The organism is Aquamicrobium defluvii (assembly GCF_004363725.1).
Lineage (GTDB): Bacteria > Pseudomonadota > Alphaproteobacteria > Rhizobiales > Rhizobiaceae > Mesorhizobium > Mesorhizobium defluvii.
The window spans coordinates 133,835-158,149 of the sequence record NZ_SNZF01000006.1; the positions used below are offsets into that span (position 1 = coordinate 133,835).

At 66.8% G+C, this 24,315-nt stretch carries 20 protein-coding genes; 9 read left to right on the top strand and 11 right to left on the bottom strand.

From position 1 onward, the window contains the following. Genes DES43_RS06670 through DES43_RS06680 form a run of 3 tightly spaced genes read left to right on the top strand, consistent with a single transcriptional unit; the run spans position 1 to position 2,882 of the window. Positions 1 to 1,164: an ABC transporter permease gene (locus DES43_RS06670; protein WP_035024834.1), complete on the top strand. Its 1,164-nt coding sequence runs from the start codon at positions 1 to 3 to the stop codon at positions 1,162 to 1,164. After that, a complete protein-coding gene (locus DES43_RS06675; RefSeq protein ID WP_035024837.1) occupies positions 1,161 to 2,099 on the top strand; it encodes an ABC transporter ATP-binding protein in 939 nt (312 codons plus the stop codon). Before DES43_RS06670 ends, DES43_RS06675 begins: the two co-directional genes overlap by 4 nt. A gap of 39 nt (positions 2,100 to 2,138) precedes the next feature. After that, on the top strand, positions 2,139 to 2,882 hold the full coding sequence (locus DES43_RS06680; protein ID WP_035024840.1) for an ABC transporter permease: 744 nt from the start codon (positions 2,139 to 2,141) through the stop codon (positions 2,880 to 2,882). Between the two features lie 166 nt (positions 2,883 to 3,048). Here the strand turns inward: DES43_RS06680 and DES43_RS06685 are convergent, their stop codons facing one another. The 3 genes from DES43_RS06685 to tauA form a co-directional block, all read right to left on the bottom strand. Next, the gene (locus DES43_RS06685; RefSeq protein WP_035024842.1) at positions 3,049 to 3,876 is read right to left on the bottom strand and encodes an ABC transporter permease subunit; all 828 of its coding nucleotides are present in this window, start codon (positions 3,874 to 3,876) and stop codon (positions 3,049 to 3,051) included. Then, positions 3,869 to 4,681 (bottom strand): taurine ABC transporter ATP-binding protein, encoded by an 813-nt coding sequence (locus DES43_RS06690; protein WP_035024844.1) that lies wholly within the window; start codon positions 4,679 to 4,681, stop codon positions 3,869 to 3,871. Before DES43_RS06690 ends, DES43_RS06685 begins: the two co-directional genes overlap by 8 nt. Before the next feature lie 110 nt (positions 4,682 to 4,791). Then, on the bottom strand, positions 4,792 to 5,823 hold the full coding sequence (tauA, locus tag DES43_RS06695) for a taurine ABC transporter substrate-binding protein (RefSeq protein WP_035024846.1): 1,032 nt from the start codon (positions 5,821 to 5,823) through the stop codon (positions 4,792 to 4,794). 361 nt (positions 5,824 to 6,184) lie between these two features. Here tauA and DES43_RS06700 point away from each other — a divergent pair, with 361 nt between their 5' ends. From DES43_RS06700 to DES43_RS06710, 3 genes are read left to right on the top strand one after another with little or no spacing between them, the layout of a single operon-like run. Then, complete coding sequence (locus DES43_RS06700) at positions 6,185 to 7,222, top strand: efflux RND transporter periplasmic adaptor subunit (RefSeq protein WP_245264663.1); 1,038 nt, start codon at positions 6,185 to 6,187, stop codon at positions 7,220 to 7,222. Between the two features lie 2 nt (positions 7,223 to 7,224). Further along, the gene (locus DES43_RS06705; protein WP_035024849.1) at positions 7,225 to 8,304 is read left to right on the top strand and encodes an efflux RND transporter periplasmic adaptor subunit; all 1,080 of its coding nucleotides are present in this window, start codon (positions 7,225 to 7,227) and stop codon (positions 8,302 to 8,304) included. A 56-nt stretch (positions 8,305 to 8,360) separates the two neighbouring features. Beyond that, positions 8,361 to 11,369, top strand: coding sequence for an efflux RND transporter permease subunit (locus tag DES43_RS06710; RefSeq protein WP_245264665.1), 3,009 nt, complete (start codon positions 8,361 to 8,363; stop codon positions 11,367 to 11,369). A 22-nt stretch (positions 11,370 to 11,391) separates the two neighbouring features. Here the strand turns inward: DES43_RS06710 and scpB are convergent, their stop codons facing one another. The 8 genes from scpB to DES43_RS06750 all read right to left on the bottom strand — a co-directional run bounded on the left by scpB (position 11,392) and on the right by DES43_RS06750 (position 18,661). Beyond that, positions 11,392 to 12,087 carry an SMC-Scp complex subunit ScpB gene (scpB, locus tag DES43_RS06715; RefSeq protein WP_035024853.1) on the bottom strand — a complete coding sequence of 232 codons (696 nt, stop codon included), beginning with the start codon at positions 12,085 to 12,087 and terminating at the stop codon, positions 11,392 to 11,394. 2 nt (positions 12,088 to 12,089) lie between these two features. Continuing rightward, on the bottom strand, positions 12,090 to 13,064 hold the full coding sequence (locus DES43_RS06720; RefSeq protein WP_084496423.1) for a DUF1403 family protein: 975 nt from the start codon (positions 13,062 to 13,064) through the stop codon (positions 12,090 to 12,092). 92 nt (positions 13,065 to 13,156) lie between these two features. Further along, positions 13,157 to 13,933 (bottom strand): amino acid ABC transporter ATP-binding protein, encoded by a 777-nt coding sequence (locus DES43_RS06725; RefSeq protein WP_035024855.1) that lies wholly within the window; start codon positions 13,931 to 13,933, stop codon positions 13,157 to 13,159. 1 nt (position 13,934) lies between these two features. Next, positions 13,935 to 14,597 (bottom strand): amino acid ABC transporter permease, encoded by a 663-nt coding sequence (locus tag DES43_RS06730; RefSeq protein ID WP_035024857.1) that lies wholly within the window; start codon positions 14,595 to 14,597, stop codon positions 13,935 to 13,937. Further along, positions 14,597 to 15,244 (bottom strand): amino acid ABC transporter permease, encoded by a 648-nt coding sequence (locus tag DES43_RS06735; RefSeq protein ID WP_035024859.1) that lies wholly within the window; start codon positions 15,242 to 15,244, stop codon positions 14,597 to 14,599. Before DES43_RS06735 ends, DES43_RS06730 begins: the two co-directional genes overlap by 1 nt. A gap of 70 nt (positions 15,245 to 15,314) precedes the next feature. After that, positions 15,315 to 16,133, bottom strand: coding sequence for a transporter substrate-binding domain-containing protein (locus DES43_RS06740; protein ID WP_035025067.1), 819 nt, complete (start codon positions 16,131 to 16,133; stop codon positions 15,315 to 15,317). A 217-nt stretch (positions 16,134 to 16,350) separates the two neighbouring features. Further along, positions 16,351 to 17,514, bottom strand: a complete 1,164-nt coding sequence (locus DES43_RS06745) for an acyl-CoA dehydrogenase family protein (protein ID WP_198027477.1) — start codon at positions 17,512 to 17,514, stop codon at positions 16,351 to 16,353. Then, complete coding sequence (locus DES43_RS06750; RefSeq protein WP_063608056.1) at positions 17,501 to 18,661, bottom strand: CaiB/BaiF CoA transferase family protein; 1,161 nt, start codon at positions 18,659 to 18,661, stop codon at positions 17,501 to 17,503. The genes DES43_RS06745 and DES43_RS06750 overlap by 14 nt, the downstream gene beginning before the upstream one ends. A 392-nt stretch (positions 18,662 to 19,053) precedes the next feature. Here DES43_RS06750 and DES43_RS06755 point away from each other — a divergent pair, with 392 nt between their 5' ends. The 3 genes from DES43_RS06755 (at position 19,054) to DES43_RS06765 (ending at position 24,278) form a co-directional block, all read left to right on the top strand. After that, positions 19,054 to 19,821: a histidine utilization transcriptional repressor HutC gene (locus DES43_RS06755; protein ID WP_051520454.1), complete on the top strand. Its 768-nt coding sequence runs from the start codon at positions 19,054 to 19,056 to the stop codon at positions 19,819 to 19,821. A gap of 423 nt (positions 19,822 to 20,244) precedes the next feature. Further along, positions 20,245 to 22,029, top strand: a complete 1,785-nt coding sequence (locus tag DES43_RS06760) for a hypothetical protein (protein ID WP_051520455.1) — start codon at positions 20,245 to 20,247, stop codon at positions 22,027 to 22,029. A 257-nt stretch (positions 22,030 to 22,286) separates the two neighbouring features. Then, entirely contained in the window at positions 22,287 to 24,278 is a 1,992-nt protein-coding gene (locus DES43_RS06765; RefSeq protein ID WP_035024863.1) for a hypothetical protein, read from the top strand. The last annotated feature ends 37 nt before the right edge of the window (positions 24,279 to 24,315 follow it).

The window sequence follows — 24,315 nt, forward strand, 5'->3', positions numbered from 1 at the left end:
GTGGGCACAAGGTTCGACAAGCTCGGCGCGGTGATCGCCGCGATTGCCGCCTATGCCTGCCTTTTCGCGCCCTTCGCCACCTTCCGCGCCAACCGCATCGTGCCCGGCGAAGCGCGCTCCATGCTGGAATCCTTGCCGCCGGCCGCCGGCTGGGCGCTGATGGCCATCGTGACCGCCGCCGCGCTCGTCGCCCTGTTGCGCACGCCGCTCATGCTTCGCCTCGGCGCGAGCCTCGCGGCACTCGTGGCCCTTGCCGTGCTGATCGGCGTGGCGGGCAGCTTCCTCACGCCACAGGACAACACTTACGCCCGCGTCTCCCCGGCGCACGGGTTCTGGCTGCTCGTCTTCGCCTTCACCCTGCTGCTCGCCGATGTGCTGACGCGCCTTGCCCTGTCGCCATGGGCGCGCATGCTGACGCTGGCCGGCGCCGCCGCCTGCCTCGGCCTGCTGCTCGCCTCGGGCAGCTGGGACAGCCTTTCCATCCTCAGGGAATATGCCGGCCGCGCCGACAGTTTCAGGGCCGAGGGCGGCAAGCACCTGACGCTTGCGCTGGGCTCGCTGGCCGCTGCGGCCATCGTCGGGCTGCCGCTCGGCATCCTGTGCCACCGCGTCGACGCGTTGCGGGCGGGCGTGCTCAACGTGCTGAACGTCATCCAGACGATCCCGTCCATCGCGCTCTTCGGCCTGCTGATCGCGCCGCTCGGCTGGATCGCTGCCCATGTGCCGGGCGCAGCGGCGCTCGGCATTCGCGGCATCGGCACGGCGCCGGCCTTCCTCGCGCTGTTTCTCTATTCGCTGCTGCCGGTGGTGGCCAACACGGTGGTGGGGCTGGCCGGCGTGCCGCGCGCGGCCAACGACGCGGCGCGCGGCATGGGCATGACCGGCCGCCAGCGGCTCCTTCGCGTCGAACTGCCGCTCGCCCTGCCGGTGATCCTCACCGGCATCCGCATCGTGCTGGTGCAGAACATCGGCCTCGCCACCATCGCCGCGCTCATCGGCGGCGGCGGGTTCGGCGTGTTCGTGTTCCAGGGCATCGGCCAGATGGCGATGGACCTCGTGCTGCTGGGCGCGCTGCCGACCGTGGCGCTCGCCTTCGCGGCCGCGATCGTCCTCGACGCCGTTGTCGAACTCACCTCCATCCGGAAAAGCGAGGTCCCGTCGTGATCGAAATCGAAGGCATCACCAAGCGCTATGGCGAATCGACGGTCGTGGACGATGTGTCGATGGTCATCGAGCCGCGCAGCATCACCGTCATCGTCGGCACCTCGGGCTCGGGCAAGACGACGCTGCTGCGCATGATCAACCGGCTGGTCGAGCCGACAAGCGGGGCGATCCGGCTCGACGGCGCGGACAACCGCTCGCTGCCGGGCTACGAGTTGCGCCGCTCCATCGGCTACGTCATCCAGGGCCACGGCCTGTTCCCGCACCGCACGGTGGCGGAGAACATCGCGACCGTGCCCCTGCTGCTCGGCTGGGATGACGAGCGCATCAGGGCCCGCGTCGAGGAGCTGATGAGCCTGTTCCAGCTCGATCCGGGCGAGTTCTCCGGCCGCTATCCGCACGAGCTTTCGGGTGGCCAGCAGCAGCGCGTCGGCGTTGCCCGCGCGCTGGCGGCGGGGCCGAACGTGCTTCTTATGGACGAGCCGTTCGGCGCGCTCGATCCCATCATCCGCAACAAGGCGCAGGAGGACCTGCTGGCGATCCAGAAGCGGCTCGGCACCACCATCGTGCTGGTCACGCACGACATGGAGGAAGCCGTGCATATGGGCGACCGCATCGCCGTGATGGATGGCGGCAGGCTGCTGCAATACGACACGCCGGACCGGATACTGGCGCATCCGGCCAGCACCTTCGTCGACACGCTGGTGGGGGCCAGCGAAAAGCCGTTCCGCCTGCTCTCGCTCGGCCGGGTCGGCGACGCGGTGGAGGAAGGCCCGGCCGAAGGCGAGCCCATCGCCGCCGACGCCAGCCAGCGCGACGCGCTGGCCGAGCTGCTGTGGTCCGGGCGGCCGGCCCTGCCGGTGCGGAACGCCAACGGAAGGCTGATCGGCAAGGTGACCGTGGACGGTCTGGTGCGGCGGGCGGCGTGTCCCGCATGAGGAAGCCGGCATGAAGGGGCCGGATACGGGAGGACCGGCATGAAGTGGCTGCCGACGATCGCCAGGCTGGCGCTTCTGGCCCTGCTGGTCGCCTTCGTGACCAGCCCCGGCTGGTTCGAGCCCCTGCTGAAGCCGCTGACCGAGAACAACGCGCCGGCGATCTACAATCAGGGCAGCCTGCTGACGCTGACGCTGCTGCATCTGCGCACCGTGGCCATCGCCACGCTTGCAGCCATCGTCGTCGCAGTCGGGCTGGCGATCCTCGTCACGCGGCCGTTCGGGGCCGAGTTCCTGCCGCTGTCGCGCAGCCTCGTCAATATCGGCCAGACCTTCCCGCCGGTGGCGGTGCTGGCGCTGGCCGTGCCTGCGGTGGGCTTCGGTGAGAAACCGACGCTGATCGCGCTGTTCCTCTACGGGCTTCTGCCGATCTTCGAGAATGCGCTGACCGGGCTCACCACCCTGCCCGCCAATGTGGTGGAGGCGGCGCGCGGCGCCGGCATGACGCCGGCCCAGAGGCTCGTGAAGGTGGAACTGCCGCTGGCCCTGCCGGTGATGCTGGCGGGCGTGCGCCTGTCCGTCGTCATCAGCCTCGCCACCGCGACCATCGGCTCCACCGTTGCCGCAAAGACGCTGGGCGAGGTCATCATCGCCGGGCTGCTCTCCAACAACCTCGCCTTCGTCCTGCAAGGCGGCCTGATCGTGGCGGCCATCGCCGTGCTGATCCACGACGGATTCCTGGCCCTTGAGCGGATGGCGGCGCGGCGCATGGGCCGCGAGCGATAAAGCGATTCAGGTTCGGATCGAATTGCCCCTCTTCCCCTGCCGGGACCTTCTTCCCGCATACGGGGAGAGGGCAATTTACGGCAGAACCGAAATCGTCCCATCCCCACAAAGACGAAAGCCGGCGATTTGCGCCGGCTTCCGCCCCTCCCCGCTCCCGCGCGGCCCGTCAGACGCGCCCTTTCCATGGAATGAAGATCTTCTCGAGATAGCGGATGAGCAGGTCGAAGGCGAAGGCGAACACGCCGATCACGATGATGCCCATGATGACGGTGTCGCTGGCCAGATATTCGGCGGCGTTCAGCACCATGAAGCCGAGGCCGCGGCTGGCGGCGACCATTTCGGCCGCGACCAGCGTGGTCCAGCCCACGCCGATGCCGATGCGCATGCCGGTGAAGATTTCGGGCAGCGCCGCCTTCATGATGACCTGCGTGATCACCTGCTGGCTGGTCGCGCCCATCGCGTAGGCGGCATGGATCTGTTCGGTCGAGACGGAGCGGACGCCGGCGCGGGCGGCAATCGCCATCGGCGCGAAGATGGCCAGGAAGATCAGGAAGACCTTGGGAAATTCGCCGATGCCCAGCCAGATGATGACCAGCGGCAGATAGGCCAGCGGCGGCAAGGGACGGTAGAATTCGATGATCGGGTCGAGAACGCCGCGCACGAAGCGGTTGACGCCCATGAGGATGCCGACCGGGATGGCCGTGAGGCAGGCCAGCGCGAAGGCGCCGAACACGCGGCCAAGGCTGGCCAGCGTGTGCTCCACGAGCGTGGAATTGGCAACGCCGTCGGTCATGGCAAGGATGAACTTGTTGTAGACGGCAATCGGAGAAGGCAGGAACAGCGGCCTGACCCAGCCCATCGAGGTGACGAGGAACCACAGCCCGATCAGCACCAGCGCCGTGATGAGGCTGATGTGTCCGCTGTAGCCTTCGCCCGGTGCGCCATAGACCTTGCCGGGTTTTGCGGATTTCGCCTTCGACAGCCTTTCAAGCATTGACCAGCTCCGGATTTCCCGATGCTCGCTCGTCGCCATAGATGATCCCCAGTATGGTTTCCCGCATCTCGATGAAGTCGGGGCTGGACTTGATTGCGCGCGCGTCCCCGTTTTCGAGGAACCGGCGGTTGAAATCGAGATCGTAGGTGTGGGTGATGCGGCCCGGCCGGGGCGACATCACGATCAGCCGCGATCCGAGGAACAGGGCCTCCTCGACGCTGTGGGTGATGAAGAAGAACATCTTGTGGGTGTGCTGCCATACCCTGAGCAGCAATTCCTGGATGGTCTCGCGCGTCAGCGCGTCGAGCGCCGCCATCGGCTCGTCCATCAGCAGCATGGCCGGGTCGCAGGTCAGCGCCCGCGCGATGCCGACCCGCTGCTGCATGCCTCCCGAAAGCTGGTAGATCATGTGCCTGTGGAAATCCTGGAGGCCGACCAGCGCCAGATTGCGCACCGCGCGCTCGCGGCGCTCCTCCTTGCGCACCCCTTGCAGCTTCAGGCCGAACTCGGTGTTGTCGATGACGTTCAGCCAGGGCAGAAGCGCATGTTTCTGGAAGACGACGCCACGGTCGGCTCCCGGCCCGGTGACGAGGCGGCCGCCCAGCCTGATCTCGCCGGCGGTGGGCGCCATGAAGCCCGCCATCAGATTGAGCAGCGTGGTCTTGCCGCAGCCCGACGCGCCCAGCGCCACCACGAAGTCGCCGCTATCGATCGTCAGGCTGACGCCCTTCAGCGCGATCACCGCTTCATCCGAGTGAAGCCCCGGATAGGTGAGGTTCACATTGCTTACACTGAGCGTTTCCATGTCCTGCCTTCTCGCGTCGTGTCCTGCGGGCATGCGCCGGAGGCTACGGGCCCGTGGCGGGCCCGTATGGGAAGAACCGGCGGCCGCCGCCGCCGGACGGCACTCAACCGCTACTTTGCAGCCGACGCCGCGAAATCCGCGTTGACGAAGGAGGTGTAGTCCTCCAGCGCGTGGTCGATCTGCTTCTGCTCGACAAGGAACCTAGCACTTTCCGTGAAAGCCTGCACCGCCCCGCTGCCGGCGCCTCCGCCGAGCCAGACATCGGAAGCCTGCTCATCGGCAGTCGGGAAGACAAGAAGCTGCAAGGCTTCCACCGCGCCTTCGGGACTGCCGCCGATGAGCTTGACGATGTTCTTCACCTCGTCGGAATCCGCCGTCCACTTGTCCTTGTTCTGCGCATAGTCGGCATAGGCGTCGGCCAGAACCCTGGTGAAGGCATTCATGAAGTCGGGATTGTCGGCGGCGAACTTGCGGTCCACGACGATGCCGTCGAAGGTCGGAACGCTTTCCTTGCCGATCACCTCGGAATCCGAGATGACCTTGCCGTTCTGCAGGATTTCGGTCAGCGCCGGCGGCCACACATAAGCGGCATCGATGTCACCGCGCTGCCAGGCGGCCACGATCTGCGGCGGCTTCATGTTGAGGATGTCGACCTCGCGCGGGTCGATGTTCCACACCTTCTCCAGCCCGACCAGCAGATGGAAGTGCGACGTCGACACGAACGGCACGCCCACTTTCTTGCCCTTGAGGTCCTCCGGCTTTTCGATTCCCGAACCTTCGCGGGCCACCAGCGCTTCCGATTTGCCGATATTGTCGAGAATCCAGAAAAGCTGCATGTCGACGCCGCGCGTGGCCGCCGCCGCGGCCCCCGTCGAGCCGATGACGCCGATGGGCACATTGCCCGAAGCGAGCGCGGTGGAAATATCGCCGGCGGATGAGAACTGGCGCCAGTCGACCTTGAAGCCGGTGTCCTTCAGCGCCTCGTCGAAACGCCCGTCCGCGATGGCGGTGACGAACGGGCCGACGATCTGCTGGTAGCCCACGACGATGGTCGTCTGGGCGAAGGCAGCCCCCGCATAGAGGACCGATGCCGTGACCGTGGCGACGCGTGCAATCCCCTTCAGTGCCTGAAATGGTTTCATCGATTTTCTCCCATTGAAACTGCGGAAATCCCTGGTCCGCCCCAGGCTGCAACCTTGCCGGTCGTTCTTTCTGGCCTGCCTGACTTTAGGTGAGCCCATGCCCTCACCTTATATCCAATCTGAAACTTCAATGAGTCCAGATATGGCCGCATGGGTGCAGGGTGCCGCCCCCCGGACCGGATACCTCCGAACCCTGTTTTCATTTGAGATTTTTAACCTGCGAAATGCTAGTGCTGTCACCCGTGCCCGATGATGGCAGCGCGTGCAAGCGCGCAGGAACGGACCGGATAGTGCAGGATCAGTGATGGGTTCACGACCATTGTCTCGCAACTTGTGCCTCCCCCTGATCGGCGCTTTTGCCATGGCTGCATCCCTCCCCTGCGCCCATGCCGAAAATCTGCCCGTCACCGTGCAGAAGGTCGAGTATGCAAGCTATGCCGCACCGCTCGAACTGTCGGGGGACATCCACGCCCGGCTGAATGTGGACCTGTCCTTCCGGGTCAGCGGCCAGATCGTGGAGCGCAGCGCCGATGTCGGCACGCATGTGCAGCCCGGCGACGTTCTGGCGCGGCTGGACGATGCCGAGCAGCAGACCAATCTGCGCGCCGCGCGGGCCTCGCGCGATGCGGCGCAGGCGATGCTGGTCGAGGCGGAGGCCGCCTACCAGCGCCAGCGGCAATTGCTCGATCAGGGTTTCACCACAAGAAGCCGTTTCGATCAGGCCGAGCAGCAGTGGCTGACGGCCAGGAACACGCTGACCAGCGCCGAAAGCGCGCTGGAGAACGCCCGGGACGAGCTTTCCTATACCGAGCTGCGCGCCCCTTCGGCCGGCATCGTCACCTCGCGCGACATCGAGGCGGGACAGGTGGTGCAGGCCGCACAGCCCGCCTTCGCACTGGCCGAGGATGGCGGACGCGACCTGGTGCTGGACGTGCAGGAAACGCTTGTCAGCCATGGCCCCCCGGGCACGCGCGTCACGCTTGCCCTGCTCTCCGACCGCGCGGTGAAAGCCGAAGGGCGCGTGCGCGAGGTATCGCCGGTCGTCGACGCCCGCACCGGCACGGTGCGCGTCAAGGTCGAAATCATCGACCCGCCGCCGCAGATGACGCTCGGCGCGGTGGTGACGGCTTCGGTGCATCTGCCCGGCGAAAGGGCGGTGGTGCTGCCGTGGAGCGCGCTGACCTCCGACGCCGGCAAACCGGCGGTCTGGCAGGTCGAGCCGGATACCGGCATCGTGTCCCTGGCCCCGGTCGAGGTGCTCGCCTATGAGCGCGAAAGGCTCATCCTGCGCTCCGGCCTCGAAGAAGGCACCACCGTGGTGGTGAAAGGCGGCCAGATGCTGCATCGGGGGCAGGTGGTCGACATTCTGGATGCAGCGACGCAAAACGGAGGACAGTGAGCATGAACCGCCTGCGCCTGCTGCTTTCCTGTGCGCCCCTGCTGCTCCTGTCCGCCTGCAATGAAACGCCGGCGCCGCAACAGGAAGTGCTGCCGCGCCCGGTGATCTACACCGTGGTGGAACCGCATGCCGCGGCCGAGACCGGCTTTACCGGAACGATCGAGCCCCGCTACAGCACCGCGCTTGCCTTCCGTGTGCTTGGCCGCATCACCAGCCGCCCGGTGAGCGTCGGCGATCTGGTCGCAAAAGGCGAGGTCGTCGCGACCGTCGATCCGGCGGCGCTCGATCTGGCCGTGCAGTCGGCGCGCGCCGACCTCGCCAGCGCCGAAGCCCAGTTCGCCAGCGCCTCGGCCAGCGAGGAGCGCCAGCGCGCGCTGCTCGCCGCCAACAGCGTTTCGCAGGCGATCTACGACACCGCAAAGCAGGCGCGCGACAGCGCTGCCGCCGGCCTTGAAAAGGCGCGCGCGGGGCTGCGCAAGGCGGAGGACCAGCGCGGCTACGCCCAGCTTCGCCCCGATTTCGACGGCGTCGTCTCGGCTGTCCACGCCGAGGTCGGCGAAACCGTCGCCGCCGGCCAGCCGGTGCTGACCGTGGCCCGCCCCGACATCCGCGAGGCGGTTGTCGATGTGCCCGATACGCTGAACGGCCTGCTGACGCCCGGCACCGGATTCGAGGTGCGGTTGCAGGCCGATCCCGCCGTGACCGGCAAGGGAACGGTGCGCGAGGTGGCGCCGCAGGCCGACCCGCAGACGCGTCTTCGCCGCCTGCGCATCACCCTCGACGATCCCGATCCGGGCTTCCGTCTGGGCGCCACCGTGCGCGTCGCCCACAGGGCGGCCGCGACCGCGCCGGCGATCCTGCCCGCCAGCGCGCTCGTGGAGAAGGACGGCGCGACTTCCGTCTGGCTGGTGGACCCGCAGGCGCTCCAGGTCAAGAGCCTGCCGGTCAATGTCGTGCAGCGCACCGGCGCAGGTTTTTCCACCGGCGACGTGCCGGTGGGCAGCTATGTGGTGACAGCCGGCGCGGGCGAACTGACCGAAGGCCAGAAGGTGCGGCTTGAAGGCGAGGGAACGCGGAATTGAAGGGCTTCAATCTTTCCGACTGGGCTTTGAACCACCGTTCGCTGGTCTGGTATTTCATGGCCGTATTCCTGATCGCCGGCGTCGTTTCCTATGTGAAGCTCGGGCGCGAGGAAGACCCTCATTTCACCATCAAGACCATGGTGGTGCAGGCCAACTGGCCCGGCGCCTCGGTGGAGGAAACGCTCAATCAGGTCACCGACCGCATCGAGAAGAAGCTGGAAGAACTGGACGGGCTGGACTTCACCCGCTCCGTCACCACGGCGGGCCAGTCGGTCGTGTTCGTGAACCTCAAGTCCACGATCAAGGGCAAGGAGGTGGAGCCGAACTGGGTGCGCGTGCGCAACATGCTCGACGACATCCGTTCGACCCTGCCGGAGGGCGTCTACGGCCCCTACTACAACGACCGCTTCGGCGACGTGTTCGGCAACATCTACGCCTTCACCGCCGACGGGCTGTCGATGCGCCAGCTGCGCGACTATGCCGAGGACGTGCGCTCGCGCATCCTGACCATTGCCAATGCCGGCAAGGTGGAGCTCATCGGCGCGCAGGACGAGGCGATCTATCTGGAGTTCTCGACGCGGCAGGTGGCGGCGCTCGGCCTCGACCAGCAGGCGATCCTCGACAGCCTTCAGGCGCAGAACGCCATCACCCCCTCGGGCGTGGTGCAGGCCGGCCCCGAGCGCATCAGCGTGCAGGTAAGCGGCCAGTTCACCTCCGAGGAGGATCTGCGGGCGGTGAACCTGCGCGTCAACGACCGTTTCTTCCGCCTTTCCGACGTCGCCACCATCACACGCGGCTATGTCGATCCGCCGAAGTCGCTGTTCCGGGTCAATGGCGAGACGGCAATCGGCCTGGCCATCGGCATGAAGCCGAACGGCAACCTGCTGGAGTTCGGCACAGCCCTCGAAGCGCTGATGCAGAAGACCATGAACGACCTGCCGGTCGGCATCGCCGTCACCAAGGTGGCCGATCAGCCGGAGGTGGTCGACCATGCGGTGTCCGGCTTCACCAGAGCCCTGTTCGAGGCGGTCGTCATCGTTCTGGCCGTCAGCTTCGTCAGTCTCGGCTTCCGCGCCGGGCTTGTGGTGTCGCTGTCCATTCCGCTGGTGCTGGCCATCACCTTCCTGACCATGTCCTACATGGACATATCGCTCCAGCGCGTGTCGCTCGGCGCGCTCATCATCGCGCTCGGCCTTCTGGTCGACGATGCGATGATCGCGGTGGAAATGATGGTGGCGCGGCTGGAGCAGGGCGATCCGCTCAACAAGGCGGCCACCTACGTCTATTCGCACACCGCCTTCCCGATGCTGACGGGAACGCTGGTGACCATCGCCGGCTTCATTCCCATCGGGCTGAACTCCAGCCAGGCGGGCGAATATACCTATACGCTGTTCATCGTGATCGGCGTTTCGCTGCTGGTGTCGTGGATCGTGGCGGTGCTGTTCGCGCCGCTGCTGGGCGTGACGCTGCTGCCCGCGGCCATGAAGCACCACAGCGAGGAACCGGGCCGGGTGATGCGCGCCTTCAGCCGCGCGCTGCTGGCCGCCATGCGCTTTCGCTGGATCACGATCGTCATCACGGTCGTGCTGTTCGCTGTCGCGCTCTTCGGCATGACCTTCATCGAACGTCAGTTCTTTCCCGAATCCGACCGGCCCGAACTGGTGATCGACTGGCGGCTTCCCGAAAACAGCTCCATCGCCGACACGAGCGAGCAGATGGTTCGTTTCGAGGAAACGGTGCTCAGGAACAATCCCGATATAGACCACTGGAGCAGCTATATCGGGCAAGGCGCGGTGCGGTTCGTGCTGGCTTTCGACGTGCAGCTCTCCAACCCCTATTACGGGCAGATGGTGATCGTCGCCAGGGATATCGCGGCGCGCGACAGGCTGCGCCAGCAGTTCAACGACGTGCTGCGGCGCGAATTCGCCGGCACCGACGCCTTCGTCAAATATCTGGAGCTTGGACCGCCGGTCGGCCGCCCGGTCCAGTATCGCGTCTCGGGACCGGATATCCAGACGCTGCGCGGCTACGCCCAGCAGCTCTCCGCCATTCTCGACACCGACGAGCGGCTCGGCGTGGTCGCCTATGACTGGAACGAACCCGGCCGCGTCGTGCGCGTCGACGTGTTGCAGGACAAGGCGCGCAAGCTCGGCATCTCGTCGAAGGACATCGCCACCACCCTGAACGGCGTGGTCGGCGGCATCCCCATCACCCAGGTGCGCGACGCCACCTATCTGGTCAATGTGGTGGTCAGGGCGCGCGAGGCCGAGCGCAACTCCATCGAGACACTGCAAAATCTCCAGATCGCCACCGGGACGGGCAATTCCGTGCCGCTGGCCGCCATAGCCGACTTCCGCTACGAGCTGGAGCAACCCGTGGTGTGGCGGCGCGGCCGCATCCCCACCATCACTATTTCCGCCGGCATCGTCGACAAGACCATGCCCGACACGATCGTGACGGATATTGCGCCGGAGGTGGACGCGTTCGCCGCAGGGCTGCCGGCCGGGTACAAGGTGGAGACGGCCGGCACGGTCGAGGAAAGCGCCAACAGCCAGGGACCGATCGCAGCCGTGGTGCCGCTGATGCTGTTCGTGATGGCGACCATCCTGATGCTGCAATTGCAGAGCTTCCAGAGCCTGTTCCTCGTGGTGGCGGTGGCCCCGCTCGGCATCATCGGCGTGTCGGTCGCCATGCTGCTCGCCGACAAGCCGCTCGGCTTCGTCGCCATACTGGGCGTGCTGGCGCTGATCGGCATCCTGATCCGCAACTCGGTGATCCTGATCGTGCAGGTGGAGGACCACATCCGCGACGGCGCGCATCCGTGGGATGCGGTAGTGGACGCCTCCACCCACCGCATGCGCCCCATCGCGCTCACCGCCGCCGCCGCCAGCCTGGCGCTGATCCCGATCTCGCGCGAGGTGTTCTGGGGACCGATGGCCTTCGCCATGATGGGCGGCATCATCGCCGGCACCGCGATCACGCTGCTGTTCCTGCCCGCCCTCTATGTGGCGTGGCACCGGGTGAAGGAGCCTGTCCGGAACGAAGAAGAGGCAGTGGAAGCATAAGCGCGGGCAGAGGGCGCGGGCGCTACTCTTCCGCGTTCTCCGCGTCGTCCCCCGTGGCGATCGACAAGGGAATCTCGCCCGCCAGAAGCTTGTCCCGGGAAAGCAGGCCGGCATCCTCCAGCGCCTCGAAATCGGGCAGGTCGCGCAACGTATCGAGCCCGAAATGCGACAGGAACGTCCTCGTCGTCACATAGGTGTAGGGCGCGCCGGGCGTCGGGCTGCGCGGACCGGAAGCGATGAAGTCCTGACCGCGCAGCACGCCGATGAGGTCGCGGCTGATCTCGCGGGCAAAGAAGGACGAAAGCTCGGCGCGGGTGATGGGCTGGAAATAGGCGATGGTCATCAGCACCAGCGCCTCGGTCTGCGACAAGGGGCGGCCCGCCTTGCCGGCTGCCTGTCCCGAAGCGGCGCGGATGGCATCGGCAAAGGCCGGGCGGGTGCGGTGCTGATAGCCTCCCGCGACCCTGACCAGATCATAGGGGCGGCCACGCAACTCCTGCCTGATGTCGTCGACGATGAGGTCGAGATTGCAGTCGCGCCCCACCACCCTGGCCAGCACCTCGCGCGTGACCGGCTCGGAAGCGGCGAAAATGACCGCCTCGACCCGGTTCATCCATTCGCGCCAGCGCAACTCCGGCGGAAGATGCTCCAGCTCCGTGTCGATGAGAGGCGACTGCTTCGCCGCCCGTTCTCCCGCCTCGTCCCGATCCGCGGCCATGGTCACAGCCCGTAGATCCTGAAACCGGGACGGCCGGTGAGCTCGCGCACCGCCTCGAACTGCTCGAGCCGTGCGAACAGCCGCCGCGAGGCAAAGCGCGAAAGCCGGCGCGTGGCCAGCGTGCCGGCCACCGCATCGTCGCCCAGCAGCAGGTCGAGCGCATCGCGCGCGCCCTTGGCCCTCAGCTTCGGCGCCACCTCCAGAAGACGCTGCGCGCGGCGCGCAAGGATCGCGGCCTCGCCAAGGGCCGACGCCACGCCCTCCACACAGGCCAGACACAGCGCCTGTTCGAAGCCGGGATCGTTCGGCCTGATACGCTTCGAGCGGCCACCTTCGACCCGCAATACCGGGTCGAAGGCCATGGACATCGTCATCGGCACCGCGCGGTCCCAGCCAAGGCAGCGGGCCAGAACCAGATCGGCCAGCCACCAGCACAGCAGTTCCGTGCGCGACTCGAGCGCCATGATCCGCGCCGCAGCGGCTGCGGCGGCAACCGGCGCCGGCTTGCCGGACGTCGCTTCCGCCTCGACCGCACCGGCCAATGCCTGCCAGTCCATATCGCCCGACAGGCCCATGAGCCCGGCCGTGGCGGCCAGACCGTCGGCATCGACATGCGGGCGCTGCGACGCAAGCCTGCGCCAGGCGGAAAAGAGGTTGCCGGCGGGACCCGGATCGGACCCTTTCGGGCACAGATACCACGCGTCGCGCAACGCCTCCGGCGTCTCGGTGCGGCCGGCAAGGCGGCAGGCGCGCCCGGCGCAGGCAAGCGCCAGCCGGTTGCGCCAGGCGCCGGCCCAGATCGGTTCCGCGCGCACCAGCGTGTCCATGGCGTGAAGGGCTGCCCCGGCAACGAACAGCGCCGTGGCGGGGTCGGCTGCATCGCGGCGCGCGCTCACCCAGCCCGGCAGGCGCGGAACCGCCTGCGGCATCGCCAGCGCCGGCTCGTAACCCGGCAGCGAATCGGAACGCTTTCTCATGGCGCGAGCTTAACCGCACCGTGCGGATCGTCACAGATTGCCTGTTTCGATCCGCACAATTTATAGCGGGCGGACCATCTTGCGCCGGGCGGTCAGAAGCTGTTCCGCTCGTGATAGGTCTTCAGGAACGCCTGGATGCGCGGATCTTCCGGGTGATGGAGAATGCCCGAAGGCGCATCGACGCCAACCAGCTCGCCCTTTTCCATGAACGCCACCTGATCGGCCACATGTGCGGCAAAGCCCATCTCATGGGTGACGACGACCATGGTGATGCCTTCCGACGCCAGCGCCTTCATGACGTTGAGCACCTCGCCGACCAGTTCGGGGTCGAGCGCCGAGGTCGGCTCGTCGAACAGCATCAGGCGCGGTTCCATGGCGATGGCGCGGGCAATCGCCACGCGCTGCTGCTGGCCGCCCGACAGCCGCGAGGGGTGGTTCGCCATCTTGTCGGCCAGCCCCACCTTCTTCAGCGCCTCGGCGGCGCGGGCCTCGGCCTCGGCCTTCTTCATGCCGCGCACACGGATCAGGCCCTCGGCCACATTCTGGAGCGCGGTCATGTGCGGCCACAGGTTGAACTGCTGGAACACCATGCCGATGGAGCGGCGCATGTCGCGCAGCTTGCGCCCGCTCATCCTGCGCCCGCCCGGCGTGTCGTAGCCGATCAGGCTGCCGTCGATCAGCACCTCGCCGGAATCGTATTCCTCAAGGAAGTTGATGCAGCGCAGCAGGGTGGACTTGCCGGAGCCCGAAGGGCCGATCAGGCAGGTCACCTTGCCCGGCGGGATCGACAGGTCGACATCCTTCAGCGCCTGAAACTTGGCGTAGTATTTGTTGACCTTGCGGATTTCGACGGATGACGCGGCGAGCATCTTACGTCCTTTCGATGAGATAACCGGTGATGCGCTTTTCCAGCCGGCGGCCGAAGCGCGAGATGGTTTCGACCAGGGCCCAGAAGAACAGCGCCAGCACGAGGTTGGCTTCCAGATAGCGGAAGGTTTCGGTGGACATGCGCTGGGTCTGATACATCAGCTCGGGCACGGTGATGATCGACAGGATCACCGTTTCCTTGGTGAGGATGATGGAAAAGTTGACCAGCGCCGGCAGCGCCGAAACCAGACCGAGCGGCAGCAGGATGCGGCGCACGATCGTCGGCTCGGCCATGCCGATGGCCCGCGCGGCCTCGATCTGGCCGTTGGGCACGGCGCGGAAGCCGGAGCGGAAGATTTCCGCGAAATAGGGGCTGCCATAGATCGTCAGCCCCAGAATGCCCGCCGGCAGCGCGTCGAGCCGCAGCCCGACCAGCGGGCCGCCATAGTAGAGCACGAAGAGCTGGACCAGGAAGGGCGTGCCGCGAATGACCTCGATATACGCCTGCACCAGCCAGCCGACGGGGCGCGGGGCATAGCGCTGCACGAGTGCGATGACCAGACCCAGCACCATGCCGAGGACGGTGCCGAGCAGCCAGCACAGTATGGTGAGGCCGAAGCCGCGCAGCAGCATCGGCCCGTATTGTTGCAGGATGCTCCATTCCATCAGACAGCCATCCTGTGTTCGAGGTAGCGCCCGAAAGCCGCCAGGCACAGATTGATGATGAGATAGATACAGGCGGCGGCGAGATAGACTTCGAGCGGGCGGAATGTGGTGGCCGCCTGCGCCTGGCTGGCGCGCGTCAGCTCCAGAATGCCGACGACCGAGACCAGCGACGACGCCTTGACCAGCAGGATCAGCTCGTTGATCAGCGCCGGCAGCGACAGGGTGATCGCCTGCGGCAGCACGATCCGGGTCCAGATGTCGGGCGGTGCCATGCCGATGGCGGTGGCGGCCTCGGTCTGCCCTTTGGGCAGGGCGTTGATGGCGCCGCGCCAGATCTCCGAAATATAGGCGCTGGCGCAGATGCCGACCGTGACCACGGCGGCAAATATCGCCGGCACGTCGATGCCGATGACGGGCAGCAGGTAGTAGAACAGCAGGAGCTGCACGAGCAGCGGAACGCCGCGCAGGAAGCTGACCCACAGACCGGCAATGCGGCGCAGCCAGACGACGGAAGACAGCGCGGCGGCGCAGACCAGCGCGCCGATGACCAGCCCGAGGCCGATGCCGAGCACGGAGATCAGCAGCGTGTAGCGCGCCGCCCAGAAGAGCGGTCCGAAACTGTCGAGAAAGGTCGGGATCGAGAACATCGCGCCTCCGCTTGTCCTTCCGGCGGTCCGGGAAAAGCGCGGGCGGGTTTACCCCGCCCGCAGCACAGGATTACTTGGCCGGCACTTCGCGCGGCAGCTCGGTGTAGGAGCCCAGCCACTTCTCCTGGATGGCCTTGACGCGGCCGTCGTCGGTCATCTTCAGCATGGCGTCGTTGATGGCCTTGGCGAAGCTTGCGCTGTCCTCGCCCTTGCGCAGAACCCAGGCGAAATAGGTCGGCTGGCCGAAGGAGGCCGGCTCGAACAGGGCGAAGGTCTCGCCACGGTTCTTGACGAGGTAGGTCAGGTTCGGCAGCGAGCCGGCAACGGCGTCGAGACGGCCGGCGGCGAGGTCGGCATAGGCCTCGTCGGTGGTGCCGTATTCCTTGACGTTCACGCCGCCGAGTTCCTTGCCGTAGGCTTCAAGCTGGCGGAACTGCGCGGTGCCCTGCTGGACGCCGACGGTCTTGCCCTTGATGTCCTCGGGCTTCTTCAGCTCGGTGTTGCTGACAGCGCGCACCAGCGAGACGGTGGCGTCGGCGATCGGCAGGGTGAAGGTGTAGCGCTCGAGGCGCTCCGGCGTGATGGTGACCGGCGCGATGACGATGTCGAACTTCTTGACCTCGAGGCCCGGCAGTTCGGCGGTCCACGGGATGTCCTGGTAGACCGGCTCGACGCCGATTTCCTTGGCGACCTCGTCGAACAGGTCCTTGGTCATGCCCTGATAAACGCCGTCGATGAGCATGTCGAAGGGCGCGTAGTGCATGTCGGTCGCGGTGACGATCTTGCCCGCGGCCTTGATGTCGGCGAGCTGGTCGGCGCTGGCAGGAGCCGCAAGAGCCATCAGCGCGATGCCGGCGAGCGCCGACTTCAGAATTCCGGAAAGTGTCATTTCGTTCTCCTTGCTGGACAGGTTCATGTCGCGAATTCATGGACCTGACCGCAACGGCCGCGTTTTGCGGATACCGGGCCGGCATTTGCCTCAAGATGCCATTGCCGGGCGGTTGCCATTGCGCTCATGTCCGTGAGTCCTGGACCTCGTTATTGTTCATTTTTCAACGCGCCACCAGTGACCGTGGCGTGAAGCCTACCAAAGTATTGCCTTTCGCTCAGGCAAGCATGTTGCCCGAGATGATGATACGCTGGATTTCGCTCGATCCCTCGTAAATGCGCATGATGCGGAGATCCCGGTTGATGCGCTCGACCGGAAAGTCGCGGGTATAGCCATAGCCGCCATGCAGTTGCAGCGCCGTGTCGGCGATCTTGCCGGCCGCCTCCGAAGCGCCGAGCTTGGCCATGGACGAGGCCAGCGAGAAGCGGCCGCCATGCTCATGCGCCAGACCGCGCTGGCGTGCAGCCTCCTGCGACAGGAGCAGCGCGGACCGATAGGCGAGGCCCATATCGGCGATCATCCAGCGGATGCCCTGCCGCTCCGACAGCGCGATGCCGCCGATGACGCGCTCCTTCGCATAGCCGATGGCGGCATCCATCGCGGCTTTCGCCATGCCGAGGCACTGCGCGGCCACCTCGATGCGGCCGTTGTCCAGCACCTGCATGGCGGTGCGGAAGCCCTTGCCTTCCTCGCCCAGCAGCGCATTCGCCGGAAGCTCGCAATCGAGATTGATGGTGAAGACATGACCGCCCCTGAGACCCATGGTCCTTTCGGGCGGACCGGCTTCGAAGCCCGGCGTGCCCCTGGGCAGGATGAAGGCCGAAATGCCGCGATGGCCCTTGTCCGGGTCGGTCACCGCATAGACGACGAGGAAATCGGCCACGCCGCCATTGGAAATGAAGCACTTGCTGCCCTTGAGATGCCAGCCCTTCTCCGTGCGGCGCGCGCGGGTCTTCATGTCGGCGGGATCGGAGCCTGCGGTGGGCTCGGTCAGCGCGAAGGCGCCCAGCGCCTCGCCGGAAGCAGCCTTCGGCAGCCATTCCTGCTTCTGCCCGTCGGTGCCGCCGATCAGGATCGAATCGGTGGCCAGATAATGCGCGGTCAGCGCCGAGGCGGTGGAGCCGCAGGCACCGGCGACGATGGACACCGCCCGCAGCAGCGCCGGCGCGGAAATGCCGCCACCCTCATAGGCTTCCGGCAGGTTGGCACCCATCATGCCCGCCTCGCCGAGCGTGGCGAGCTGTTCATGCACGAAGCGCGAGCTCTCGTCGGTTTCGGCGGCCAGCGGCGCGATCCTGTCGGCGCAGATGCGCTCCAGCACCTCGCAGAACATGCGCTCTTCCCCGGAGAGCATATGCCAGGGATCATCAATCTGAGTCATGCGGGTACTCCAGTCCAAATTCCTTTAGAACCGCCTCGATGTCGCCGCCGAGGCGCGGCGCGGAGGTCGGGCTGACGGGCTTGACGCCGTCGAAACGCACGGGCTGGCCGACCGTCGGCGCCTGCCCGAGAACGGGATGCGGCAGTTCGCTCACCAGTCCGCGCCGGGCGGCGTGCTCGTTGCCGGCGGCCTGGGCGATGTCCCAGATCGGCGCGGTGGGCAGCCCCTGCGCCGACAGGGCGGCGACCGCTTCCTCCGTCGTCAGCGTGCCCGACCATTCCTCGATCAGCGCGCGCAGCGCCGGCTCGTTTTGCGTGCGGCTGCTGTCGCTTGCAAAGCGCGGATCGTCGGCGATCTCCGGCTTGCCGATCAGCGCCGCCAGACGCTGGAACTGGCCGCCGTTCAGCACGGCAATGACCACCTGCCCGTCGCTCGTCGCGAAGCAGCCGAAGGGCGTCGAAAGCGGATGACGGTTGCCGACGCGGCCAGGCATGACGCCGTCGTAGAGATACTGGGCATGGCTGGTCGTCAGCATGGAGAACAGGGCGTCGTACATGGCGACGTCGAGGGTGGCACCCTGCCCCGTCGCGTTGCGCTGCACCAGCGCGGCCATGATCGACCAGCTTGCGAAAAGGCCGGCGATCAGGTCGGCCACGCTTTCCCCGGTCTTGAGCGGCGCGCCGCCCTCCTCGCCCGTCGAGGCCATCAGGCCGGACATGGCCTGCACGACCAGATCGTAGGCGGGCAGGTCCGTGAACGGCCCTTCCTGACCGAAACCGGAAATCGAGCAATAGATCAGGCGTGGATTGGCCGCACGCAACGCCTCGGCGCCGAGCCCCAGCCGCGCGGCGACGCCGGGACGGAAATTCTCGACCACCACATCGACGCGGGCGGCCAGATCCTGTGCGAGCTTCAGATGGGAAGGCTTCTTCAGGTCGAGCGCGAGGCTCTTCTTGCCGCGATTGTTCAGCGTGAAAAGCGCGCTTTCGCCATCCCTGAACGGGCCGATATGACGGTAATCGTCGCCCGCCGGCGGCTCCAGCTTGATGATTTCAGCCCCAAGATCGGCCAGAAGCGCGGTGCAATAGGGACCAGCCAGAACGCGCGAAAGGTCGAGGACCCTGATTCCGTTCAGCGGCCGGCTCATGCGCATGCCCCCGACGCGGGCACGGCGATCCGCCGATATGTGACCAGAACGGATTGCATGTCAGCCTCCAGGCACGCAGGCACGCATGGGGCGAACCCGATGCGGCAGGAAAATACTGGCAGGGCCCGGATAACCCGGCCGCCTGACCGGCGCCGCGATCGTTCTCCTCACCCGCCGCGACCCTAGCAACAATGGCGCCTCTATGTCTATACTTATCTTGCGTCTATGTATAAACTTATTTCGACATATTGCCCTGAAGGGTTCGCGAGGATGCGTTCGCGGCAGCCTAGACGGGTTGCCCGGAAAGCTGTGGAGGAGGCGGCTTTCCTGCGGTATCAGGCCATCTCATGCCGATTTGCGTGAGAAGGTCGGCCACGGGAGGAGAAACGGATATGACCGACAGACCGGCCGGATCGACGTCCCCCAAGGCGCTGAACATCGCCAGGGAGGTGCGCCGCCGCATCGTCGAGCGCGAATGGCGGCAGGGCGAGCGCATCCCCGATGAAGCCGATCTCGCCATCGAGTTCGACGCGGCGCGCGCAACCGTCAACAAGGCGCTGCAGCTGCTGGCCGACGAAGGGCTCCTCGACCGTCGCCGCAGGGCCGGAACGCGCGTCACCGTCAACCCCACGCGCAAGGCGACCGTATCGATTTCCATCGTGCGCGAGCAGGTCGAGCAGGCCGGCATGGCTTACAGCTACCGCGTGGTGGCGCAGCGCCGCAGTCCCGTGCCCGCCGACATCGCCGCGCGCCTCGCGCTTCCCGAAGGCAAGCTGCTGGTCCACATGCGCGCGGTGCATTATGGCGATGGCCGCCCCTTCCAGTTCGAGGACCGCTGGATCAACACCTGTTCGGCGCCGGGGCTGGAGGGGGTCGATTTCTGGCAGCTCAACGCCAATGAATGGCTGGTGCAGAACGCACCCTATCTTCACGCCGAACTCGCCTTCACAGCCGCGAACGCGGACAGGCGCGAAGCGCGCCTCCTGCAAACGAGGCAGGGCCAGGCCCTGCTCATCATGCAGCGCACGACATGGAACGATCTGGGGCCGATCACCACCGTGCGGGTCGCCTGCCAGCCGGGACACCTGATCAGCACCGATGGCGGCTATGCAAGAAGCAGCTGGCCCCGGGGCGAGACGCGCACGCCGGACACCCCCTGACCATCGGCGGCTCCCCGGCGGATTAACCCGCGTAGCCTGACGGTCGTAATCCCCTTCCCTAATCCCCATCCTCGCGGATGAGGAAACGCACGCCCATTGCCCCATTGCGCATGGTGTTACGACGCAGGTGCAACTGTTCAATGGAAGTTCCCGGCGCGACAGTTCAGGCGCCGGACAAGCCAGAACTTCCGGAATGGGATCGAGGGTTCCTGACCAGGGGGGTTCCGCGTTTCCGGGAAGAAAGCTTCCGGCCAACAAGCAGTGCCTGAACATGCAGTGCATTGTCCATCTTCGTGGGGGGGATGCACACAGAGCAGACGGCGCCCGTTACGGTCGCCGAACCAGTGGAACCGTGCCGGCACCATATCGCCTGACAGATGACGGGTGATCGTGTCGCACGGTTCTTTAATCGAGGACACGATCATGGGTAACAATAACGGGTTAGGCGGGTTTGGCCTTTATCTTCCTGGCTGGCCACTCGGCGATCAGGACCAGAGCCAGGATCAGGACCAGCATCAGGACCAGGGTCAGGACCAGCATCAGGACCAGGACTCCTGGCAGAACCAGGGACAGGAACAGACGGCGCAGAATACGGCCAGCAACGAGGCCAGCAACGCCGCCGGTAACAATGCGGCCAACACCGCAGCGAATACCGCCGGAAACGCCGCCCAGAACGGCGCATCGAACCAGGCTGGCAACGCCGCGAACAACGCGGCCAGCAACGCAGCGTCCAACGCGGCCGGAAACGTTGCCGAGAACGTGGCGACCAACACCACGGATGTGGCCACCAATGTCGCGACGTCCGTGTCGACATCCGTGAATGTCGGCCTGGACGGCATCATTCCCAGCGACAACGATTTTGCCGACGTCGATATTTACGGCGGCGCCAAGGTCGATCAGCTGTTCATCAATCGCGACGGCGTGATCTCCTACGATCCGGGCGACGACGTGTCCTTCGAGGATATCCTCAACGGCTCGCTGAACGGGTCCGGCAACAATGCCTTCGTGTTCAACCAGGTCAACGATCTGGTCGACAACGACACGCTGAAGGACCCGCAGGTCCAGAACAACGGCAATTTCCAGCAGCAGGGCAGCGCCTCGGGCGGCTTCGCCAAGACCGGTGACGGCATCGACGCTGGCGGTGGCGGCGGTGGCGGCGGCGGCAGCGCCGATGCCGATGGCGGCAGCGGCGGACGCGGCTCGGCCTACGGCGCGGATGCCTTCGGCGGCTTCGGCGGCCACTCCGGCGCGCTCGCCGGCGACGGCACCGGTGCCGATGGCGGCGCAGGCGGAGCCGGCACTGGCACCGGGCTCGGCCTTGGCGGCCTCGGCGTCGGTGTTGGCTCCGGCGGTGATGGCGGCGCTGGCGGGGCTGGCGGTGATGGCGGCGGCGGCGGGGCCGGTGGTGCCGGCGGCGCGGGCTATGGTGGCCCCGGCGGTTCGGGCAGCGGCGGCTCCGGCGGCAGCGGCACGGGCGGCTCCGGTGGCACGGCCGGCAACGGCGCCATGGGCGGCAATGGCGGCAATGGCGCGGCGGCGGCAGCTGGTGCGGCCGATGCAGCGGCAGCGCTCGGCGTGGCCGATGCGGCGGCGGCGGCTGATGCTGCTGCGGCTGCTGGCGGCCCGGGTGGCGCAGGCGGTGCTGGCGGCATGGGTGGCGCAGGCGGTGTCGGCAATGGCGGCCTGGGCGGTGACGGCTTCGGCGGTGCCGGAGGCGGTGGCGCCGGTGGTGCCGGCGGAACCGGCGGCAATGGCGCGGCCGGCGGAACCGGCGGCGATGCCGACGGCGGTGCCGGGCTCGGCTTCGGCGCTGGCCAGGGCATCGGCCTTGGACTCGGCGGCGGTATCGGCGGTGCCGGCGGTGATGGCGGCGCAGGTCTTGGCGGCTGGGCCCTTTCGGCCGGCGGCGACGGCGGTGCGGCCTATGGCGGGCCGATTTCTGGCGGCAATGGCGGCTTCGGCGGCATGGGCGGCATCGCCACCACGGGTGCCGGCGGGGCCGGCGGCGCAGGCGGCATGTGGGGCTCGAACAATGGCGATGACGGCTATGTCAACGGCCTGTCGCAAGCCAGTTCCGACGCCCTGGTCGATACCAGCGCGTTCAACCAGCAGATCGTCATGGGCGCCAACGTCCTTGGCAACACGGTCGACATGACTGTGGTTGGCGGCGATCTGATCAGCACAGTGGTCGGCGAAGACGACGGATAAAAGCCGTCCACGGGTCCGGCGTCCTCTCCCCCCCAAGGACGCCGGGTTCTGGAGCTGTGCATGGTCCCCGTGCACAGCTCCGCACTTTTCACTTCATGCCCCGGCAGGAATGCCTTTGAAAAGCCGGGCGAGAACAAGGGGGGAGGCAGATCTGGACTGAAGCCCTGCGCCGCCCGCGAAAGCGGCGCGCCGGGCATCGCATGGGGCGGGCGGCCCTGACCAACGGTTCTGCTGGCAAGCCAGCGAGGTAGTGCACCATGCATATGGACTCGACCACCGAGATCATCGCCCATTTCATCGGAGTGTTTTCCCAGACAGTCGAGGATGTGCGGCTGCGGCTGGACTATGCGAAGTTCGCCGCCGAGCGCGAAGCGCCGCCCGAAACGGGCGACCTGCTCGACATAAAGCTCACCATGACCAGCCCCTACACGCTGGGGCAGTTCGCGCCGAAGGTGACCTATGCGCCGCCTTCCTTCGACATCGTGCCGACGGTGGCCATCAGCTTCCTTTCGCACCAGCCGGTCCCGCTGCACATGCCGCCCGGCAACATGACCAAGGTGTTCGCCGCGCCCCATCAGCACCACATGCCCGGCATGTCGGAGCGGATGATCCCCGAATATGAGCCGATCGGCTCGCTGGCGCTCTACCTGCGGCAGGAGGCGCACCTCACCGACAACGACATGCTGTCGATCGGCGATCACGGGCTTGCCATGAAAGCGGTAGGCGACCCGGTCGCCGCGCTCGCAAAGCTGATGGGGGCGGCCTCGCAGCTTCAGCCGCTGGCCGACATGGACGGCCTGCACACGGAAGCCGACGCGGGCGGCTTCATCCAGCATGTCACGCAGGCCGTGGACACGCTGCCCGATGCCGCGCCCGCCGGCGGCACCCTGTTCGTGGCGCAGGGCGCGGCCGCGGCGGGCATCCATGTCAACGGCGAAAGCGTGGAGGAAGCACCGGTCCTGGAGGACCTCCTGCCGGCCAAGTTCCAACCTCCTGCCGAGGAGACGTCCGAAGACGGCGACGGCGACGCGCCCGTGCCGACCGGCGTCGACTATTCGCTCAGTTCGATGATCGAGCTGGAAGCGGGCGGCAACCTGCTGGTGAACGAGGCCGTGCTGGCGAACAACTGGTACGGCGTGCCGGTGGTCGCGGCGGCGGGCGACTACGTCCACGTCAACGCCATCAGCCAGACGAATGTGTGGAGCGACTGCGATGCGGTCTCCGATGCGCTGGGCGGCTGGCAGAGGCTGACCGATACGCCGACGCAAGCCTTCAACGTGGCCACCATCGAGACCATCGCCAACCCGGCCTACGGCGAAGCCGCGGGCGGCGCCGGCTTCCCGTCCTACTGGCAGGTCTCGCGCATCGACGGCGACCTGCTGATCGCCAACTGGATCAAGCAGGTCAGCTTCGTGCAGGACAACGACGTCACGGTGATGTCGGCCTGCGGCGGCGGCACGACCATCACGCTCGGCGACAACACCGTCGTCAACATCGCCTCGCTGGCGGAACTGGGCGTGTATTACGACCTCATCATCGTCGGCGGCAGCATCTACCACGGCAACATCATCAGCCAGACCAACATCCTGCTCGACGACGACCTCGTCGGCACCGTGGGCGACTTCCAGACCTCGGGCGAGGCGTCGCTCTCCACCGGCGGCAACCTCTTGTGGAACCAGGCGTCGATCACCCAGTACGGAACGATGAGCTTCGAGGGGCTGCCGCCATCCTTCCAGGCGGCCGCGGACACGCTCGCGTCAGGCCCCGCCGACGCGCCCGACGACCTGCTCCATCACGAAGCGTTCGGCGGGCTGGCCGGCCTGAAGGTGCTCTATATTTCCGGCGATGTGATCGACCTCCAGTACATCAGCCAGACCAACATCCTCGGCGACGCCGATCAGGTGGCTCTGGCGATGGATCAGGCGGGCGCCTACGCCGATGCCGACTGGACCGTCTCCACCGGCACCAACGCGCTCGTCAACTATGCCCATATCGTCGACGGCGGCGTCGATTCGACGGTCTATGCCGGCGGCGACGTCTATTCGGACGAGCTGCTCATCCAGGCCGAGCTGATCTCGAACGACAGCGGGCTCTACATGCAGGACGCGACCGCGCTCGTGAACGAGGCGGTGGTGTTCCTCAGCGACGACCTGCTGGCGCCGGATGCCGCCGACGACGGCGCGCCGGTTCATGACGGCGCGGGGCCGGGGGCCGGTTCGGCCGATGTGATGCAGACCATGCTGAGTTGAGGGCCGGAGCGGGCTGGCGGGGAGCGGGGGAGCACGT